This window comes from Novosphingobium sp. (genome assembly GCF_031424035.1).
In the GTDB taxonomy this organism is placed as follows: Bacteria; Pseudomonadota; Alphaproteobacteria; order Sphingomonadales; family Sphingomonadaceae; genus Novosphingobium.
In genome coordinates, this window is the sequence record NZ_JANPGP010000070.1 from 153903 (window position 1) to 171119 (window position 17217).

Sequence of the window (17217 nt, forward strand, 5' to 3'; positions counted from 1 at the left end):
GGCGACTTGCTGCCTCGCTCCTGACGATGATCGCTCTGGCTGCCTGTTCGAAGCAGCCGGCCCAGTCTCCGACGTTTCCCAAACCCGACCGTCCGGTTTCGGCCGTCGGTGCCACCGAGTTTTCGACCGAAGTCCAGCGCGACAAACTGGGCGAGGCCAACATGGTGATGGACCTGGCGAAAATCGGCGAGGGAACCACCGTGGCCGATCTGGGTGCGGGCGAGGGCTATTACACGGTCCGTCTGGCCGAACGCGTTGGCACCAAAGGCAGGGTGCTCGCAGTCGATATCGATCCCGGTGCGATCCAGCGACTTGGCCAGCGGGTCGAGCGCGAACGGCTCGATAATGTCTCGATCAAGACCGGGCTTCCGGAAAATCCACGCTTGCCAGATGCTTCGTTTGACCGGGTGTTCATGGTCCACATGTATCATGAGGTCGCCGACCCCTATGGCTTCCTGTGGAACATGCGTCCGGGGCTGAAAGCAGGAGGGCAGGTTATCGTCGTTGACGTGGATCGTCCGACCGACAAACACGGCATTCCCCCGGCGCTTTTGTTTTGTGAAATGGGCGCTGTGGGCTTTCGCTTGGTGCAATTTGTCCGTAAGCCGGAACTGACCGGCTATTACGCGCAGTTCGAGGCTGTGGGCGCTCGCCCTGAGCCTTCTGCGATCAAGCCGTGCAAGTTGGGCGCAGACGGCACTGCAGTGCAGCGCTGACAGAGGAAGTACAATGAGTTTCAAGGGGTTAAAGCCGATTTCCTACGGCGGACGCGAAGTCTGGCCGCTGGTGGAAGGCGGCAAGGGCGTTTCGGCCACCAATCACATGAGTTCGGGTGCCTGGGCGGCTGCTGGGGGTATCGGCACGGTTAGTGCCGTCAATGCTGACAGCTATGATCCCGAAGGCAAGATCATTCCGCAGGTCTATCAGGCGCTGACCCGCAAGGAACGCCATCTCGAGCTGATCCAGTACGGCATCGATGGCGCTGTCGAACAGGTCAAGCGCGCCTATGACGTGTCGAACGGCAAGGGCGCGATCAACATCAACATCCTGTGGGAAATGGGCGGCGCACAGCCAATTCTCGAGGGGATTCTTGAACGTACCAAGGGCCTGATCACCGGCGTCACTTGCGGCGCGGGCATGCCTTACAAGCTGGCCGAGATCGCCCAGCGCTTCAACGTATACTATCTGCCAATTGTCAGCTCCGCGCGCGCGTTCCGTGCCTTGTGGAAGCGGTCCTATTCCAAGGTCGCCGATCTGCTCGGCGCGGTGGTCTATGAAGACCCGTGGCTCGCAGGTGGTCACAATGGCCTGTCCAACGCCGAAGATCCGCGCAAGCCCGAAGATCCCTATCCCCGCGTCAAGGCGCTGCGCGATACAATGCGCGCCGAAGGCGTGCCGGATTCGGTGCCGATCGTCATGGCCGGCGGCGTCTGGTTCCTGCGCGAGTGGGACAACTGGATCGACAATCCCGAGCTTGGCCAGATCGCGTTCCAGTTCGGCACGCGCCCACTGCTGACCGAAGAAAGCCCGATCCCGATGGGCTGGAAGGACGCCCTGCGCGACATCGAGCCCGGCGACGTGTTGCTGCACAAGTTCAGCCCGACCGGCTTCTATTCCTCCGCCGTCCGCAACCCGTTCCTGCGCTCGCTCGAAGGGCGCAGCGAACGCCAGGTGCCCTATTCGAAGGTCGCTGCGGGTGAACACACGGTGCAGCTTGACGTTGGCGTAAGGGGCAAGAACTTCTGGGTCACCCCCGCTGACCTGAACCGCGCCCGCGCATGGTTCGGCGCCGGCTTCACCGAAGGCCTGCGCACGCCTGACGACACCATCATCTTCGTCTCGCCGGCCGAACGCGCGGTGATCAAGCAGGACCAGTCGGACTGCATGGGCTGCCTGTCGCACTGCGGGTTCTCGTCGTGGAAGGACCATGACGATTATACGACCGGACGCCTCGCCGATCCGCGCAGCTTCTGCATCCAGAAGACGCTTCAGGACATCGCCCACGGCGGCCCGATTGACGAAAACCTGATGTTCGCCGGCCACGCCGCTTATCGCTTCAAGCAGGACCCGTTCTATTCGAACAACTTCACGCCCACCGTGAAGGAACTGGTCGACCGCATCCTGACCGGGGACTGATGGCCAAGCCTCCTAAACTGGCTCGGCTGCTGCGCGAGCTGGGGGATGTGCCGTTGCTGCTCGCCGCTCGCTTTCGCGGGTCGGCGAAGATTGATCGGCTTGCCCATGGCGAGCCGGTGATGGTCATCCCGGGCTTCCTGGCCAATGATGCATCGACATCGGTGTTGCGCCATACCCTCACGGCAGCGGGCTTTGCGGCTCACGGGTGGGGACGCGGTTCCAACCTCGGGCTCCGTGGCGATCTGCTCATCGCCTTGGTCGCCCGGCTAGCCTTCATCTCGCAATCAGCGGGCGGAGCCAAAGTGATTGTCGTCGGGTGGAGCCTCGGCGGAATCTATGCGCGCGAACTGGCGCATATGGCACCCGAACTGGTCGAGATGGTGGTAACCTTGGGCAGTCCGTTCGAAGGTGACCTGCATGCCAATCACGCTTGGCGGCTCTACAATGCGATCAACAGCCACACTGTCGACAATCTGCCGATCCCCGTTGCCTTCACCCGCAAGCCGCCGGTGCGCACGATCGCAATCTGGTCGCCGCTGGATGGGGTTGTCGCGCCTGAGACTTCCCGGGGCAAACCCGATCAGTCGGACGAACAGATTGAACTTGTATCCACCCACATGGGCTTCGCTGCATCAAAGGTGGCCGCTCGGTCGGTGGCCGGATTGATCGCCGAGCGCCTCGGCAAAGGTGCGTCCGCTCATTCGGCAAATTGAGGTGCGGCGCCGGACCGGGTGCTTGATCCGGCCAAGGCATCCTTGAGCGCGGCAAGGAACTGGTCCGTTGCATGCTCCCAGCTGAACCTCCGCGCGAAAACCGCAGCCGCCCGGCGATCTGATTGCAGAGCCACGGCGATCGCTTGATCTAGCCGGTCATCGCAGCTGCCAATTCGCGCTGGAAAATCGCTGTCAGCTCCGCGGCCCCCTGGTCCGATGATGTCCAGAGGCCCGGATATCGGGAAGGCCGCAACCGGCACCCCGCAAGCCAGTGCCTCGAGCACCACCAGTCCAAAGGTATCGGTCAGGCTGGGAAAGACGAAGCAGTCCGCCGTGCGGTAAGCGCTCGCCAGATCTTCGCCCGCCAGCGTCCCCAGGAAATGGACTTGCGGATATTTGCGGCGGAGCATTTCCTCGTCCGGTCCGCTGCCAACGACGACTTTCGTGCCGGGTACGTCGAGCGCGAGGAAGGCTTCAAGGTTCTTCTCACGGGACACCCGGCCGACATTCAGCAACAAGGGCCGGGGCAGGTCGACCATCGCTGGATGCAATGGGCCTTCCGCGCGGAACAGCCAGTGATCGATGCCGCGGGTCCAGCGGCGAACATGGCCAATGCCGCGCGAAACCAGCTCGTTCTCAAGGCTGGGCGTGGCGGCGAGCACGGCGCGGCTGTGCTTGTGAAAGCGCCGGAATATCGGCCAGAGGCGATCGGCGCTGATGCCGGTGCGGGCTGCAACGTAATCCGGGAACCGCGTATGGAAAGCCGTCGTGTGCGGGACTCCGTGTGACAGGCACCAGTTGCGCGCTGCCCAGCCGATGGGTCCTTCGGTCGGGATGTGGACAACGTCGGGTGCAAAGGCGTTCAGCGTGCGGCGAGCGGTAAAGCGCGGAGCAATGGCGACATCGATCGAGGAATATCCCGGCAGCGGCAAAGTCGTGAACTGCGCCGGCGTGATCAGTTCGACTTCGTAGCCCCGGCGATCAAGTTCGGTGACGGTCGCGGCAAGGGTGCGGACGACGCCGTTGACTTGGGGCAGCCAGGCATCGGTGGCGATGGCCAGTCTCATGCCGCTTGCTCCATCTGCGCCGGAACAATCAGCGGATCGGGTTCGCGGCCCCATTCGATGATCGAGATCTGACCGGCGGCATCCTCCAGCAAGGCGGTGCAGCTTTCGACCCAGTCACCGTCGTTGTAATAGGTGATGCCGTCGATCATCCGGATCTCGGCGCAATGGATATGGCCGCAGACGACCCCGTCAAAACCGCGACTCCGCGCTTCGTGGACGAGCGCTTCCTCGAAATTACAGACGAACTGAACGGCGTTCTTGACCTTCCTCTTGAGATAGGCGGAAAGCGACCAATAGGGCAGGTTGAAACGCCGGCGTACGGCGTTGACCACGATATTTGCCCGCAGCAGCAGCGAATAGGCCTTGTCGCCCAGGAACGCGAGCCAGCGGGCATAGAGCACGACCCCATCGAAACTGTCACCATGGGTGATCAGCAAGCGACGCCCATCGGCAGTGATGTGTTCTGCCTCGAGCGCCAGCGACACGCCGCCAAAGCTCAAACCGGCATAGTCGCGAAGCACTTCATCGTGATTGCCGACGACAAAGATCACCCGTGTATTGCGATGCGCCATCTTGAGGATGCGCCGCACGACTTCGTTGTGCGCATCTGGCCAGTACCAGCCTTTTCGCAGCGACCAGCCGTCAACAATGTCGCCAACCAGATAAAGCGTCTCAGGCTCGATCGACTGGAGAAAATCGACCAGCATCTCGGCCTTGCAGCCCTTGGTGCCGAGATGGATGTCGGAGATCCAGACCGCCCGGCAGCGCCGTTTCGGACGGAACCCTTTCGGTTCGGGCCGCAGGAGCCAGTTGGGGGTGTTTCCCTTGCCGGAGATTCCTCCGGTGAGGCGTTCCATCAAGTCTGTTTCGCCGAGCATATCGTCCAGGTCCCGTGTTTGCTCACACGGGAAACCTAGACTCCTTTGGCGTCGCGCAGATGACTCAACGGCGTCAGTTCGATGACAGTGGCAATCAAATTGAAACCGCCACCGTCCGAATTGCTGGATCAGTCCATTTCCCAGGCGCGTTCGCCGTGGCTGGCAAGGTCAAGCCCTTCGCGCTCGTCGTCCTCGCTCACCCGCATCGGGAAGATCAGGCCAACCGCAACCGCAAGGATGGCGCTGGCAATCGCCGACCACACCGCGACAATGCCGACGCCGGCGATCTGGGCTATCAGCTGCCCGCCGAGCGAATAGGTCGCCGGATCGGCGGTGCCGCCCAATGCCGGATTGTAGAACACGGCCAGCAGGATCGAACCGGTTATGCCGCCCATGCCGTGGACGGCGAACACGTCGAGCGAATCGTCGATGTGGAAGCGGTTCTTGACGATCTGGATCATCGGGAAGCAGACCATCGCCGCGATCAGGCCGAGGAGGAATGCCGCGCCCGGCGAGATAAAGCCGGCGGCCGGCGTAACCGTAGCAAGGCCGGCAATCGCGCCGGTGGCGAAGCCGACGCTGGTTGCCTTGCCCACCTTGATGCGTTCGATCAGCAGCCACATCATCGCAGCGGCGCAGGCCCCTACGTGCGTGTTGATGATGGCCGAAGCCGCGTCATCCGTGGCGGCGAGCGCCGAGCCGCCGTTAAAGCCGAACCAGCCCACCCAGAGCAGCGCCGCGCCGGCCATTGTCAGCGCCGGGCTGTGCGGCAGCATCAGCGTCCTGGGAAAACCGGTGCGCTTGCCGAGCAGGGCGGCCGTGACCAGCGCTGAAACGCCGGCAGTCGTGTGGACGACAATACCGCCCGCGAAATCGAGCGTGCCGAGCTTGGTGGCCATCCAGCCGCCGCCCCAGATCCAGTGAGCCACGGGAACGTAGACAATCAGGCTCCACAGCGCGCTGAATAGCACGACCCACCCGAAGCGGGCGCGGTCAACCCACGCGCCGACCATCAGGGCGGGGGTGATTGCCGCGAAGGTCAGCTGGAACAGGGCAAACGCGCTTTCCGGCACATTGGTGCCTTCGCGGACGTTGCCGATGTTGTTGAGCATCCAGTTGGTCCCAGCGCCCAGCCAGCCGTTGGTCACCGGGCCGAAGGCAAAGGTATAGCCGACGAAGATCCACAACAGCGAAACCACTGCCGCAATCGCGCCGACCTGCAGGCAGACCGACAGGAAATTCTTCGAGCGGACCAGCCCGCCGTAAAACAGGGTAAGTCCCGGCATGGTCATCATCAGCACAAAAGCCGAGGAAACAAGGATCCATGCGGTATCGCCGCTGTCCGCCGCATCAACCACGGCTTCCTGCGCCTGCGCGGCGACCGGGGCGAGCAGCATGCCCAGCGCAGCAGCGCGCGCGATCCACTTGTTCATTGGTGCAATCCCTTCCACCGCGCCGCCTTACCCGGCGCATGTCCTCAAGCCGGCCTCTAGGGCAAGCATATGCCAGCATCAAGGGGGCGCAGCGCAGCATTCTTGCGGAAACGCGTGTAACACGCCGACCTGCCTTGATACGGGACAGCCATCGGCGCTAAGGCAAGCGCATGCGCCGGATTACCCTTTTTGCCACCCTGCTGGCCGCGACTTTTGCCAGTCCGCTAGCTCCCCCCCTAGCCGCTGAAGATCCCGAACCGCCGTTCTGGGCCTCGACCAAGGCGGCGGTGGTCAACATGCGGGTTGGCCCGGGGGAGGATTACCGGGTTCTCTGGGTTTACAAGCGCGTCAACCTGCCGATGAAGGTGGTGCGGACCAAGGAAGGCTGGTGGCGCGTTGAGGATCCTGATGGCGCAACCGGCTGGGTGCTGGGCAGCCTGATGTCGCAGCGCCGGGCCGGGCTGGTGCAGGGCAAAGGCCTCGCCGAGATGCACGAAAAGGCGGAAGCCGGATCAAAGCTCAAGTGGCGGTTGGAGCCGGGCGTTACCGGCAAACTGGGCGAATGCAGCGAAGGCTGGTGCGATTTCAGCTTGCCGACCGGGCATCAGGGCTTCGTGCCGCAGGATCGGCTGTGGGGTGCGCAAAACCCTTAAGTAGCGCATCATCCCGGCGATGGCCGGGACCCAGACCGCGCAAGCAAACGACGTCGCTGTGCCACGGCATTATTTTCAGTGCTGGGTTCCGGCCTTCGCCGGAATGACGCTTTATTCTTTTCGCAGCCGGCCAGCGGTCCCGGGTCAAGCCCCGGGACGACCAGCAAATCAGATCAGTTCGACCGCAACGGCAGTGGCCTCACCGCCGCCGATGCACAGGCTGGCAACGCCCTTCTTCAGGCCCTTGTGCTTCAGCGCGCCGATCAGCGTGGTGATGATGCGCGTGCCCGATGCGCCGATCGGGTGACCCAGCGCGGTTGCGCCGCCGTGGACGTTGACCTTGTCATGCGGGATGCCGAGGTCGTGCATGGCGAACATGGCGACGCAGGCAAAGGCCTCGTTGATTTCGAACAGGTCGACATCGGCAAGGTCCCAGCCGGCCTTTTCCATCAGCTTGTTGATCGCACCGACCGGGGCGGTGGTGAACTTCGAAGGCTCCTGCGCATGGCCGGCAACCGCAACGATACGCGCGACCGGAGTCAGCCCCTTGGCATCGGCAACCGACTGGCGCGTGAGCACCATGGCAGCGGCACCGTCCGAGATCGACGAGGAGGATGCGGCAGTAATCGTGCCATCCTTCGAGAAGGCGGGGCGCAGGGTAGGGATCTTGTCCGGGCGTCCCTTGCCGGGCTGCTCGTCGGTATCGACGATGACTTCGCCGGCGCGGGTCTTGACCGTTACCGGCACGACTTCGCTGGCGAAGGCACCAGTGGCGATGGCTTCCTGCGCGCGGCGCAGCGATTCGATCGAATAGGCGTCCTGCCCTTCGCGGGTGAGTTGGTATTCGTCGGCCGAAACCTGTGCGAATGAACCCATCGAGCCGCCTTCGTAGGCGTCTTCAAGGCCGTCGAGGAACATGTGGTCATAGGCCGTGTCATGGCCCGCACGCGCGCCGGCGCGGTGCTTCTTGAGCAGGTAAGGCGCGTTGGTCATGCTTTCCATGCCGCCAGCGATGACGAGATCGAGCGACCCGGCGGCAAGCGCCTCGGCGCCCATGATCACTGTCTGCATGCCTGATCCGCAGACCTTGTTGACCGTGCTCGCCTGGACCGACTTGGGCAGGCCGGCCTTGATCGCGACCTGGCGGGCAGGGGCCTGGCCGAGACCGGCGGGGAGCACGCAGCCCATGTAGATCCGCTCCACGTCCGCGCCGTCGATGCCCGCGCGCTCGACCGCAGCCTTTACCGCCGTGGCACCCAGATCGGTGGCCGCGACATCGGCGAAAGCGCCGGCAAGGCCGCCCATCGGCGTGCGGGCATAGGACAGGACAACGATCGGATCGGAGGCGGAGATCTGGGCCATGAAAATGCGAAGCCTTCTGCAAGCGGATAGGGTTTGATTCCCCGTGATCCTAATGTTGCACTGCGGCAATGGCAAATTTTGCTCAACCCTTGCCATTCCCGCGTCCAGCCCTGAAAACGCGGTGAAAGTCGCAGGGGAGCCGCGCGTGTCCAGTATCGCCGAGGGAATGAACGCAGCGCTGCGCGCCCAGAAAGCCGCCTTTGTCGCCGCTATGCCCGAATCGCTCGATGTGCGGGATGATCGCCTGAAGCGCGCGATTGCCCTGCTGATCGAGAACAAGGAGCCACTCGCGGCCGCCGTTTCCGCCGACTTTGGCAGCCGCAGCCGTGAACAGACCATGCTGACCGACATTCTCCCGGCGGTGAATGCGCTGCGCCACGCCAGGAAGCATTTCCGCAGCTGGGCGAGGGGGGACAAGCGCCGCCCGCTGTTCCCACTCGGATTTCTAGGCGCGAAGGCAGAGGTGCGTTACCAGCCCAAGGGGGTGGTCGGCATCATGGCGCCGTGGAACTTCCCCATCGGCATGGTGATGACGCCGCTGGCCTGCGTGCTGTCGGCCGGCAACCGCGCGATGCTCAAGCCTTCGGAATTTACCGAGCGCACATCGGACCTGCTGGCGGACCTGGTGGCGCGCTTTTTCGCGCCCGAGGAAGTCGCCGTGGTGACCGGCGGAGTAGAGACGGGACAAGCCTTCGCTGCGCTTTCGTTCGACCACCTGATGTTCACCGGCGCCACTTCAATCGGGCGGCACGTGATGCGCGCGGCGGCGGACAATCTGGTGCCCGTGACGCTGGAACTCGGCGGCAAGTCGCCGACGATCATCGGGCGCAGCGCCGATATCGACAAGGCGGCGGGGCGCATTGCGCTGGGCAAGATGATGAATGCGGGGCAGATCTGCCTTGCGCCTGATTACCTGCTGGTGCCGGCGCAATCCGAGAGCGCGGTTGTGTCGAGCCTCATTGCGCAGGCCTCCGCCATGTATCCGACTCTGCTGGCGAACGACGACTACGCCAGCGTGATCAACGCCCGCCACCGCGACCGGCTGGCCGCCCATGTCGCCGATGCGCGGGCCAAGGGAGCCGAGGTCATCGAGGTCAACCCGGCGGGCGAGGATTTCGCCGCGTCCAACGGCAACAAGATGCCGCTCACCATCCTGCGCGGGGTTAATGACGGCATGACCGTGATGCAGGAGGAGGTCTTTGGCCCGGTGCTGCCGGTGATGACCTATGACGGCATCGACGAGGCGATTGCTTACGTGAACGCCCATGATCGGCCGCTCGGCCTCTATTATTTCGGCCGCGACCGGTCGGAGGAGGAGCGCGTGCTGTTGCGCACCGTTTCGGGCGGCGTAACCGTAAATGATGTCATCATGCACATCTCCAACGATGACCTGCCATTCGGCGGCATCGGACCGTCAGGCATGGGGCATTACCACGGGCTCGACGGCTTCCGCGAGTTCAGCCACGCCCGCGCCGTGTTCCGGCAGACGGGGATCGATGTCGCGGGGATCGCCGGTCTGCGCCCGCCCTATGGCAAGGCGACTGCGGCCCAGCTTCGCCGCGAGTTGGGGAAGTGATGGGAATATGGACCTAACCCCACTTGCGCGCGCCGCGGGGCGGGACTAGGGGCCGGATCAAAGCCTTATCGATGGCGATTCCGCCGCTCACACTGGGTAATCATGGTCGATCTGTCACAATATCTTCCGATCCTCATTTTCCTGGTCATTGCACTGGGTCTGTCGACGGCGTTCGTCTTCCTGCCGATGGGCGTTTCGTACCTTACCGGCACGCACAACCCGAACGCGGAAAAGAACAGCGAGTACGAATGCGGCTTCCCCGCGTTCGAGGATCCCCGCAGCCAGTTCGACGTGCGCTTCTATCTGGTCGCGATCCTGTTCATCGTCTTCGACCTTGAAGCGGCCTTCCTGTTTCCCTGGGCGGTCAGCCTGGACTTCACAGGCTGGCCGGGCTGGATCACGATGATGGTCTTCCTGGGCGAACTGCTCGTAGGCCTCGCCTATGCGTGGAAAGTCGGCGCGCTGGATTGGGAATGATCTGATGAACGCACTCGTCCCCCCCGCCGCTCCGGGCCTGATCACGGCGCCCGACCAGTCGTTCTTCGACGGGCTCAATGCCGAGGTTTCGGACAAGGGCTTCCTTGTCATGAGCACAGAGGAACTGTTCCAGTGGGCCCGCACCGGCTCGCTGTGGTGGATGACCTTCGGCCTCGCCTGCTGCGCGGTCGAGATGATCCACGTGAACATGCCGCGCTATGACATGGAGCGTTTCGGCGCCGCCCCGCGCGCCTCTCCGCGCCAGTCAGACGTGATGATCGTCGCCGGTACGCTGTGCAACAAGATGGCCCCGGCGCTGCGCAAGGTTTACGACCAGATGTCGGACCCGAAGTACGTCATCTCGATGGGTTCCTGCGCCAACGGCGGCGGCTATTATCACTATTCGTACAGCGTCGTTCGCGGCTGTGACCGGATCGTGCCGGTGGACATCTATGTCCCGGGCTGCCCGCCGACTGCCGAAGCATTACTTTATGCCGTGATGCAGTTGCAGCGGAAGATCCGCCGCGTCGGCACGCTTGAGCGCTGAGGTCTGAAGGCATGGCACAGGTCCTCCACTCCGCCCCGAAGTTCGCCAGCAACGATGGCGTGCTGGAAACGCTGACCGCCGCGCTTGGCGCTGCGGTTGTTGCCGCGCGCGAGGAATATGGCGAAGTCGTCATCACCGTCGCCCGCGCCGAGATCGAAAACGTGCTGCGCACGCTGCGCGACGATCACCAGTACCAGCAGCTGATGGAAATCGCCGGGGTCGACTATCCGTCGCGGCCTGAGCGTTTCGACGTTGTCTACATGCTGCTTTCGGTGACGAAGAACCACCGCGTGATGGTCAAGGTCACGGCTTCGGAAAGCACCCCGGTGCCGACCGTCACCACGCTGTGGCCGGTCGCCGGCTGGCTCGAGCGCGAAGTCTACGACATGTACGGCGTGATCTTCGCAGGCAATGCCGACCTGCGCCGCATCCTCACCGACTACGGCTTCGAAGGCCATCCGTTCCGCAAGGATTTCCCGCTCACCGGCTATCAGGAACTGCGCTATTCCGAAGAGGACAAGCGCGTTGTCTATGAACCGGTCAAGCTGGCGCAGGACCTGCGCTCGTTCGATTTCATGAGCCCGTGGGAAGGCGCGGACTATGTCCTGCCGGGTGATGAGAAGGCCGTGCAGGCACCGCCTCCGCCGCCGCCCGCCGCGCCGCCGACCCCCAAGGTCACCGAAAAGCCCGCCGACACCGGCGCTGGTGAAGCGACCAACAAGGCCGCAGCCAAGAAGGTTGCCAAGCCGGGCGCGCCCAAGCGCACGGCCAAGGCCGAACCCGGCGCGCCTGCTCCGACCGAGAGCCGCCCGGCTCGCAAACCGCGTGCGAAGAAGACTGATGGAGGCAAGGCATGAGCCTTCAACTCGAACAGTCGCCGACCACCGGCGATGAGGTCATCACCAACTACACGATCAACTTCGGCCCGCAGCACCCCGCGGCGCACGGCGTTCTGCGCATGGTCATGGAGCTTGATGGCGAGATCATCGAACGCATCGATCCGCACGTCGGCCTGCTGCACCGCGGCACCGAAAAGCTGATCGAGCACAAGACCTACCTGCAGGCGCTGCCCTATTTCGACCGGCTGGATTACTGCTCGCCGCTCGCCATGGAGCACTCCTATGTGCTGGCCATCGAGAAGCTGCTCAACATCGAAGTGCCGGCGCGCGGGCAGTACCTGCGCGTGCTGTTTGCCGAGCTGACCCGCATCTGCAACCACATGCTCAACCTCGGCAGCCACGTTATGGACGTCGGCGCGATGACGCCGAACCTGTGGATGTTCGAAGTGCGCGAGGACTGCCTCAACTTCTTTGAACGCGCATCGGGCGCGCGCATGCACTCGGCATGGTTCCGTCCCGGCGGCGTGCATCAGGACGTGCCGGAAAAGCTGCTCGTCGATATCGGCGTCTGGCTCGACAGCCGCCTGCCACAACTGTTCGAGGACGCGATGAGCCTCGTGGTCGACAACCGCATCTTCAAGCAGCGCAACGTCGATATCGCTACGGTATCCAAGGACGACGCGCTGGCATGGGGCTTCTCTGGCCCGATGATCCGCGGTTCGGGCATTCCGTGGGATCTGCGCAAATCGCAGCCCTATGACGTTTACGCGAAGATGGACTTCGAGATCCCGGTCGGCACTCGCGGCGATTGCTATGACCGCTTCATGGTCCGCGTCGAGGAAGTGCGCCAGTCGGCCCGCATCATGAAGCAGTGCCTGGCCGAAATGCCGGGCGGCCCTGTCGCCTCGGACGACCGCAAGGTCTCACCGCCGAAGCGCGCGGAGATGAAGCAGTCGATGGAAGCGCTGATCCATCACTTCAAGCTCTACACCGAAGGCTTTCACGTTCCGGCGGGCGAAGTCTATGTCGCCACCGAAAGCCCCAAGGGCGAATTCGGCGTCTATCTCGTCGCCGACGGCTCGAACAAGCCCTACCGCTGCAAGATCCGCCCGACCGCCTTCAGCCACCTGCAGGCGATGGACTTCATGTCCAAGGGCCACATGCTGCCCGACGTCACCGCCATCATCGGCGCCATCGACGTGGTGTTCGGGGAGTGCGACCGGTGATTGGCGCAGTCCGCAAGGTTGTTCGGTTCACGACGAAAATCGTGGAATATGAGCTGCCGTTTGAGAACTCGTTTTCTGGCGCTACGCTGATGTTTTGCGTTGGTTTGGCGATCCAGACCGCGATTTTGGCCGGAATTTTGTGGCTGGTGAATGCTTTGATCGCGTTTGTTGCTCCGGAAGCAAGAGTCCGTGAAATGCTGTCTGAGAACATTTGGCCAGTTGCGATTGGCATGCTCGTGGCTCTCTATGTCATTGGGTATTTTGTGGGAATGCGTCGGGAACTGTCGGGTCCAATCTGGGTAAAAAAGTCTGGCGGTGACAATGACTAACCTCGAAACCGCCAAGGCCATGATCGCCGCCTACAACGCGCAGGACGTGGACACCTACGTCTCGTTCATGACCGACGACGCCTGCGAGGCAAACTATCGCGGTGCGGTCGTGCGTGAGGGCAAGGAAGGCACGCGCTCCGGCCTCGCCGCCGCTTTCGCCAAGTGGCCGCAGAACCATGCCGAGATCGTCGAGGCGCAGGCCATCGGCAGCTATGTCCTCATGCGCGAACACGTGACGCGCGGTCCGGCCACCGATGGTTCGGAACTGGTGGAGCCGTTCGACGTGGTCGCAATCTATTCTTTCGAGGGCGGCAAGTGCTCTCGCGTGGAGTTTGTCCGGTGATGGCTGCAGCAGTCATTCAATCAACCAACCCCGTCACCCTGAACTTGTTTCAGGGTCCATCGGGCCTTGTATTCCGCCGCTGGGGCTGGATGGACAACGGCGCCGTTGCGCTCCTTGACAGGGCTTCGGCGCGTTGTGCGCAATGGATCCTGAAACACGTTCAGGATGACGATCAAAAATCAGTCGGAAGCGCGGCTTCCTGCGTGGAGTTTGTCCGGTGAATTTCACTCCAGTTGAACAATTGCGCGTTCTTGCGGCGGTCACCGGCATAGTGCTCGCGCTCGCGGCCATTGCGCTTGGCCTTTTTGGTAGCGCCGACTTCGAGATGGTCTCGTCGCTCGCCGCCGCGATCGCCGGGTTCGAGGTGTTCTTCTTCGGCCAGCAATTCGCCCAGCGCCGCCGGAACCGCAGCCGTGGCTGAGCGCCGCCTCGCCCCCGATACGCCGACCTTGCGCGAGCGCTGGTCCGGCTTCGCCTTCAATCCCGCGTGGGATGCCAAGGCCAAGGCCGCCGTCGCGCGCTATCCCGCCGGGCGCCAGCGCTCGGCCGTGATGGCGCTGCTCGACTATGCCCAGCGTCAGGTGGGCGAGGAAACCAACACGCAGGGCTGGCTGCCGATCCCGGTGATGGAATATGTCGCCAGATACCTCGACATGCCGGTCATCCGCGTGGTCGAGGTCGCGACCTTCTATTTCATGTACAACCTTGTGCCGGTCGGCAAATTCCACGTGCAGGTCTGCGGCACCACGCCGTGCATGCTGCGCGGCTCGGACGACCTGTTCACCGCCTGCGCCAAGCGCGGCATGGAGATCGGCCACACCACCGACGACGGACTGTGGACGCTGACCGAGGTCGAATGCATGGGCAACTGCGCCTCGGCCCCGATGGTCCAGATCAACGACGACAACTTCGAGGACCTCACCGCCGAACGCCTCGATGCCGTGCTTGATGCGCTGGCCGCCGGCAAGCAGCCCAAGGCTGGCACGCAGGAACCGGGACGCCACACGGTGGAGCCCGCCGGCGCGCTCTCGACGCTCCAGGCGATGGCGACCGAAAATCACGATTACCGAGGTGAGTGGTAAGATGGCACTCCGCGACAAGGACCGCATCTTCACCAACGTCTACGGCTATCAGCCGTGGAGCCTTGCGGCTGCCCGCAAGCGCGGTGACTGGGACAATACCAAGGCGATCCTCGCGCGTGGCCGCGATGCCATCGTGCAGGAAGTCAAGGATTCCGGCCTGCGCGGGCGCGGCGGGGCAGGCTTCCCGACCGGCCTGAAGTGGTCGTTCATGCCCAAGGAATACCGGCCGGATCGTCCGGGCTTCCTAGTCATCAACGCCGACGAGAGCGAACCCGGTTCGTGCAAGGACCGCGAGATCATCCGCCACGATCCGCACAAGCTGATTGAAGGCGCGCTGGTCGCCGGTTTCGCCATGGGCGCGCGCGCCGCCTACATCTACATTCGCGGCGAATACATCCGCGAGGCCGAGACGCTGTTCGCTGCCGTGCAGGAGGCTTATGACGCCGGCCTGATCGGCAAGAACGCCTGCAAGTCCGGCTACGATTTCGACGTCTTCGTCCACCGCGGCGCCGGTGCCTACATCTGCGGTGAAGAAACCGCGATGATCGAATCGATCGAAGGCAAGAAGGGCCAGCCCCGCCTGAAGCCGCCGTTCCCGGCTGGCGCGGGCCTCTATGGCTGCCCGACCACGGTCAACAACGTCGAATCGATCGCCGTTGCCCCCACGATCATCCGGCGCGGCGCGGCGTGGTTTTCCTCGTTCGGCCGCGAAGGCAACAAGGGCACCAAGCTCTTCCAGATCAGCGGCCACGTGAACAAGCCCTGCGTCGTTGAAGAGGAAATGAGCATCCCCTTCAGCGAACTGATCGAAAAGCACTGCGGCGGCATTCGCGGCGGTCGCGACAATCTGCTCGCGGTGATCCCCGGCGGTTCCTCGGTTCCGCTGGTCCCCGCCGACCAGATATGGGACGCGCCGATGGACTTCGACGGCCTGAAAGCTGTCGGATCGGGCCTCGGAACGGCGGCGGTCATCGTCATGGACAAGTCGACCGACATCGTCCGCGCCATCAGCCGCCTCTCCTACTTCTACAAGCATGAAAGCTGCGGCCAGTGCACCCCCTGCCGCGAAGGCACCGGCTGGATGTGGCGCATGATGGAACGCCTGCGCACCGGCGACGCCGAGATCGGCGAAATCGACATGCTGCAGCAGGTGACCAAGCAGGTCGAAGGCCACACCATCTGCGCGCTCGGCGATGCGGCGGCATGGCCGATCCAGGGCCTGATCAAGCACTTCCGCCCCGAACTCGAACGCCGGATCGCGGAAAACGTGCGGGAGGCGGCGGAGTGAAGCTGACGCGAACCCTTCTTGGCCTCTGCGCCGTTGCGGTGGCCCTGCCGGTGCAGGCGGCCGAACCGCCGTCGATCGGTCAGATCCGCAAGTTCCTTGCCGATTACGGCCAGTGCGTTGCCAAGCGTGAGCCTGAACTGGCGCGCAAGGCCGTGGTTTCCGGCGCAAACTTCAAGCGTGAGAGCCCCGAAGGCAAGCGCCTGATGCAGCGCGAGTGTATGGACGAAGACATTCTCGCCAACGCTACGTCGGGCTTTCAGGGCCGCCTGCGTATGCGGATGGACGATGACACCTATCGCGGCGTAATTGCAGAAGCGCTGGTCGCCAAGGGCGCACCGGCGCTCACGGTTGACGGCCTCAAGGTCGTGCCGATCCTTACTTATGACGAACCGCGCCCGCTGCGCCTCCAGTACCCTGACGGAAAAGCGATCCCCGAGGAAAAGCTCGTCCGCCAACGCGCCGCCATCGCCCGCAAGACCGAAGCCATGCTGATGGGCAAGCTTGGCGAATGCGTCGTGCGGAACGCCCCCGTCCAGTCGCGAGCGGTCCTTGCGACCAGCCTCGAAACGCCGCCCGAATTGCAGTCGATCAATGCGCTCGGCGCAACGCTCGGCCAGTGCATCAAGGCTGGTGAAACCGTCTCGCTCGACCGCATGAGCGTGCGCGGCGCGCTCGCCATTGCCTATTACCGCCTGTCACAGGCCCAAGGTTCCGGAGCCTCCCTGTAATGCCTAAGGTCACCGTCGACGGCATCGAACTCGAAGTTCCGCAGGGCGCCACCGTCCTGCAGGCCTGCGAGCTGGCCGGCAAGGAAATCCCGCGCTTCTGCTATCATGAGCGCCTGTCGATCGCTGGCAATTGCCGCATGTGCCTGGTCGAGGTTGCCCCCGGGCCGCCGAAGCCGCAGGCAAGCTGCGCGCTGCCCGCCGCCGATGGCCAGAACATCCGCACCGACAGCGAAATGGTCAAGAAGGCGCGCGAAGGGGTGATGGAGTTTCTCCTGATCAACCACCCGCTCGATTGCCCGATCTGCGACCAGGGCGGCGAGTGCGACCTGCAGGACCAGGCGATGGCCTATGGCCGCGGCGCCAGTCGCTATGACGAGAACAAGCGCGCGGTGACCGAGAAGTACATGGGGCCGCTGATCAAGACCACGATGACCCGCTGCATCCAATGCACCCGCTGCGTGCGCTTCGCCACCGAGGTCGCCGGCGTGCCGGAACTCGGTGCGACCAACCGCGGCGAGAACATGGAAATCGGCACCTATG

At 63.6% G+C, this 17217-nt stretch carries 20 protein-coding genes; 16 read left to right on the forward strand and 4 right to left on the reverse strand.

What is annotated here, in order from left to right; genetic code table 11:
• Window positions 1-26 precede the first annotated feature (26 nt).
• The 3 genes from RMO89_RS10780 to RMO89_RS10790 are packed head-to-tail and all read left to right on the forward strand — an operon-like array spanning window position 27 to window position 2849.
• Window positions 27-716 carry a class I SAM-dependent methyltransferase gene (locus RMO89_RS10780; RefSeq protein ID WP_310533045.1) on the forward strand — a complete coding sequence of 230 codons (690 nt, stop codon included), beginning with the start codon at window positions 27-29 and terminating at the stop codon, window positions 714-716.
• 13 nt (window positions 717-729) lie between these two features.
• Complete coding sequence (locus RMO89_RS10785) at window positions 730-2136, forward strand: nitronate monooxygenase (protein WP_310533046.1); 1407 nt, start codon at window positions 730-732, stop codon at window positions 2134-2136.
• Window positions 2136-2849: an alpha/beta fold hydrolase gene (locus RMO89_RS10790; RefSeq protein ID WP_310533047.1), complete on the forward strand. Its 714-nt coding sequence runs from the start codon at window positions 2136-2138 to the stop codon at window positions 2847-2849. The genes RMO89_RS10785 and RMO89_RS10790 overlap by 1 nt, the downstream gene beginning before the upstream one ends.
• On the opposite strand, the gene RMO89_RS10795 is transcribed toward RMO89_RS10790, so the two are convergent.
• The 3 genes from RMO89_RS10795 to RMO89_RS10805 all read right to left on the reverse strand — a co-directional run bounded on the left by RMO89_RS10795 (window position 2834) and on the right by RMO89_RS10805 (window position 6227).
• Window positions 2834-3916: a glycosyltransferase family 1 protein gene (locus tag RMO89_RS10795; protein WP_310533048.1), complete on the reverse strand. Its 1083-nt coding sequence runs from the start codon at window positions 3914-3916 to the stop codon at window positions 2834-2836. The genes RMO89_RS10790 and RMO89_RS10795 overlap by 16 nt on opposite strands.
• Window positions 3913-4773, reverse strand: a complete 861-nt coding sequence (locus RMO89_RS10800) for a UDP-2,3-diacylglucosamine diphosphatase (protein ID WP_310533049.1) — start codon at window positions 4771-4773, stop codon at window positions 3913-3915. The genes RMO89_RS10795 and RMO89_RS10800 overlap by 4 nt, the downstream gene beginning before the upstream one ends.
• A gap of 149 nt (window positions 4774-4922) precedes the next feature.
• On the reverse strand, window positions 4923-6227 hold the full coding sequence (locus tag RMO89_RS10805; protein ID WP_310533050.1) for an ammonium transporter: 1305 nt from the start codon (window positions 6225-6227) through the stop codon (window positions 4923-4925).
• Between the two features lie 170 nt (window positions 6228-6397).
• Between RMO89_RS10805 and RMO89_RS10810 the strand changes: the two genes are divergently transcribed.
• The gene (locus RMO89_RS10810) at window positions 6398-6880 is read left to right on the forward strand and encodes an SH3 domain-containing protein (protein ID WP_310533051.1); all 483 of its coding nucleotides are present in this window, start codon (window positions 6398-6400) and stop codon (window positions 6878-6880) included.
• Window positions 6881-7048: 168 nt separating this feature from the next.
• Here RMO89_RS10810 and RMO89_RS10815 read toward each other — a convergent pair whose 3' ends face one another.
• On the reverse strand, window positions 7049-8242 hold the full coding sequence (locus RMO89_RS10815; RefSeq protein ID WP_310533052.1) for an acetyl-CoA C-acyltransferase: 1194 nt from the start codon (window positions 8240-8242) through the stop codon (window positions 7049-7051).
• Window positions 8243-8408: 166 nt separating this feature from the next.
• On the opposite strand from RMO89_RS10815, the gene RMO89_RS10820 reads away from it, so the two are divergent.
• From RMO89_RS10820 to RMO89_RS10875, 12 genes are all read left to right on the forward strand, one after another.
• Window positions 8409-9818, forward strand: coding sequence for a coniferyl aldehyde dehydrogenase (locus tag RMO89_RS10820; protein ID WP_310533071.1), 1410 nt, complete (start codon window positions 8409-8411; stop codon window positions 9816-9818).
• A 102-nt stretch (window positions 9819-9920) separates the two neighbouring features.
• On the forward strand, window positions 9921-10295 hold the full coding sequence (locus RMO89_RS10825) for an NADH-quinone oxidoreductase subunit A (RefSeq protein WP_310533053.1): 375 nt from the start codon (window positions 9921-9923) through the stop codon (window positions 10293-10295).
• 4 nt (window positions 10296-10299) lie between these two features.
• Window positions 10300-10842, forward strand: coding sequence for an NADH-quinone oxidoreductase subunit B family protein (locus RMO89_RS10830; protein ID WP_310533054.1), 543 nt, complete (start codon window positions 10300-10302; stop codon window positions 10840-10842).
• Window positions 10843-10853: 11 nt separating this feature from the next.
• Entirely contained in the window at window positions 10854-11699 is an 846-nt protein-coding gene (locus RMO89_RS10835) for an NADH-quinone oxidoreductase subunit C (RefSeq protein WP_310533055.1), read from the forward strand.
• The gene (locus tag RMO89_RS10840) at window positions 11696-12907 is read left to right on the forward strand and encodes an NADH-quinone oxidoreductase subunit D (protein ID WP_310533056.1); all 1212 of its coding nucleotides are present in this window, start codon (window positions 11696-11698) and stop codon (window positions 12905-12907) included. The genes RMO89_RS10835 and RMO89_RS10840 overlap by 4 nt, the downstream gene beginning before the upstream one ends.
• Window positions 12904-13236 (forward strand): hypothetical protein, encoded by a 333-nt coding sequence (locus RMO89_RS10845; protein WP_310533057.1) that lies wholly within the window; start codon window positions 12904-12906, stop codon window positions 13234-13236. Before RMO89_RS10840 ends, RMO89_RS10845 begins: the two co-directional genes overlap by 4 nt.
• Complete coding sequence (locus tag RMO89_RS10850) at window positions 13229-13579, forward strand: nuclear transport factor 2 family protein (protein WP_310533058.1); 351 nt, start codon at window positions 13229-13231, stop codon at window positions 13577-13579. The genes RMO89_RS10845 and RMO89_RS10850 overlap by 8 nt, the downstream gene beginning before the upstream one ends.
• Before the next feature lie 217 nt (window positions 13580-13796).
• On the forward strand, window positions 13797-14000 hold the full coding sequence (locus tag RMO89_RS10855; RefSeq protein WP_310533059.1) for a hypothetical protein: 204 nt from the start codon (window positions 13797-13799) through the stop codon (window positions 13998-14000).
• Window positions 13993-14661, forward strand: a complete 669-nt coding sequence (locus RMO89_RS10860; RefSeq protein ID WP_310533060.1) for an NAD(P)H-dependent oxidoreductase subunit E — start codon at window positions 13993-13995, stop codon at window positions 14659-14661. The genes RMO89_RS10855 and RMO89_RS10860 overlap by 8 nt, the downstream gene beginning before the upstream one ends.
• Before the next feature lies 1 nt (window position 14662).
• Window positions 14663-15949 (forward strand): NADH-quinone oxidoreductase subunit NuoF, encoded by a 1287-nt coding sequence (gene nuoF, locus RMO89_RS10865; RefSeq protein ID WP_310533061.1) that lies wholly within the window; start codon window positions 14663-14665, stop codon window positions 15947-15949.
• Window positions 15946-16677 (forward strand): hypothetical protein, encoded by a 732-nt coding sequence (locus RMO89_RS10870; protein ID WP_310533063.1) that lies wholly within the window; start codon window positions 15946-15948, stop codon window positions 16675-16677. Before nuoF ends, RMO89_RS10870 begins: the two co-directional genes overlap by 4 nt.
• The coding region (locus tag RMO89_RS10875; protein WP_310533064.1) for a 2Fe-2S iron-sulfur cluster-binding protein at window positions 16677-17217 on the forward strand (541 nt) is incomplete at its 3' end. The genes RMO89_RS10870 and RMO89_RS10875, both read left to right, overlap by 1 nt.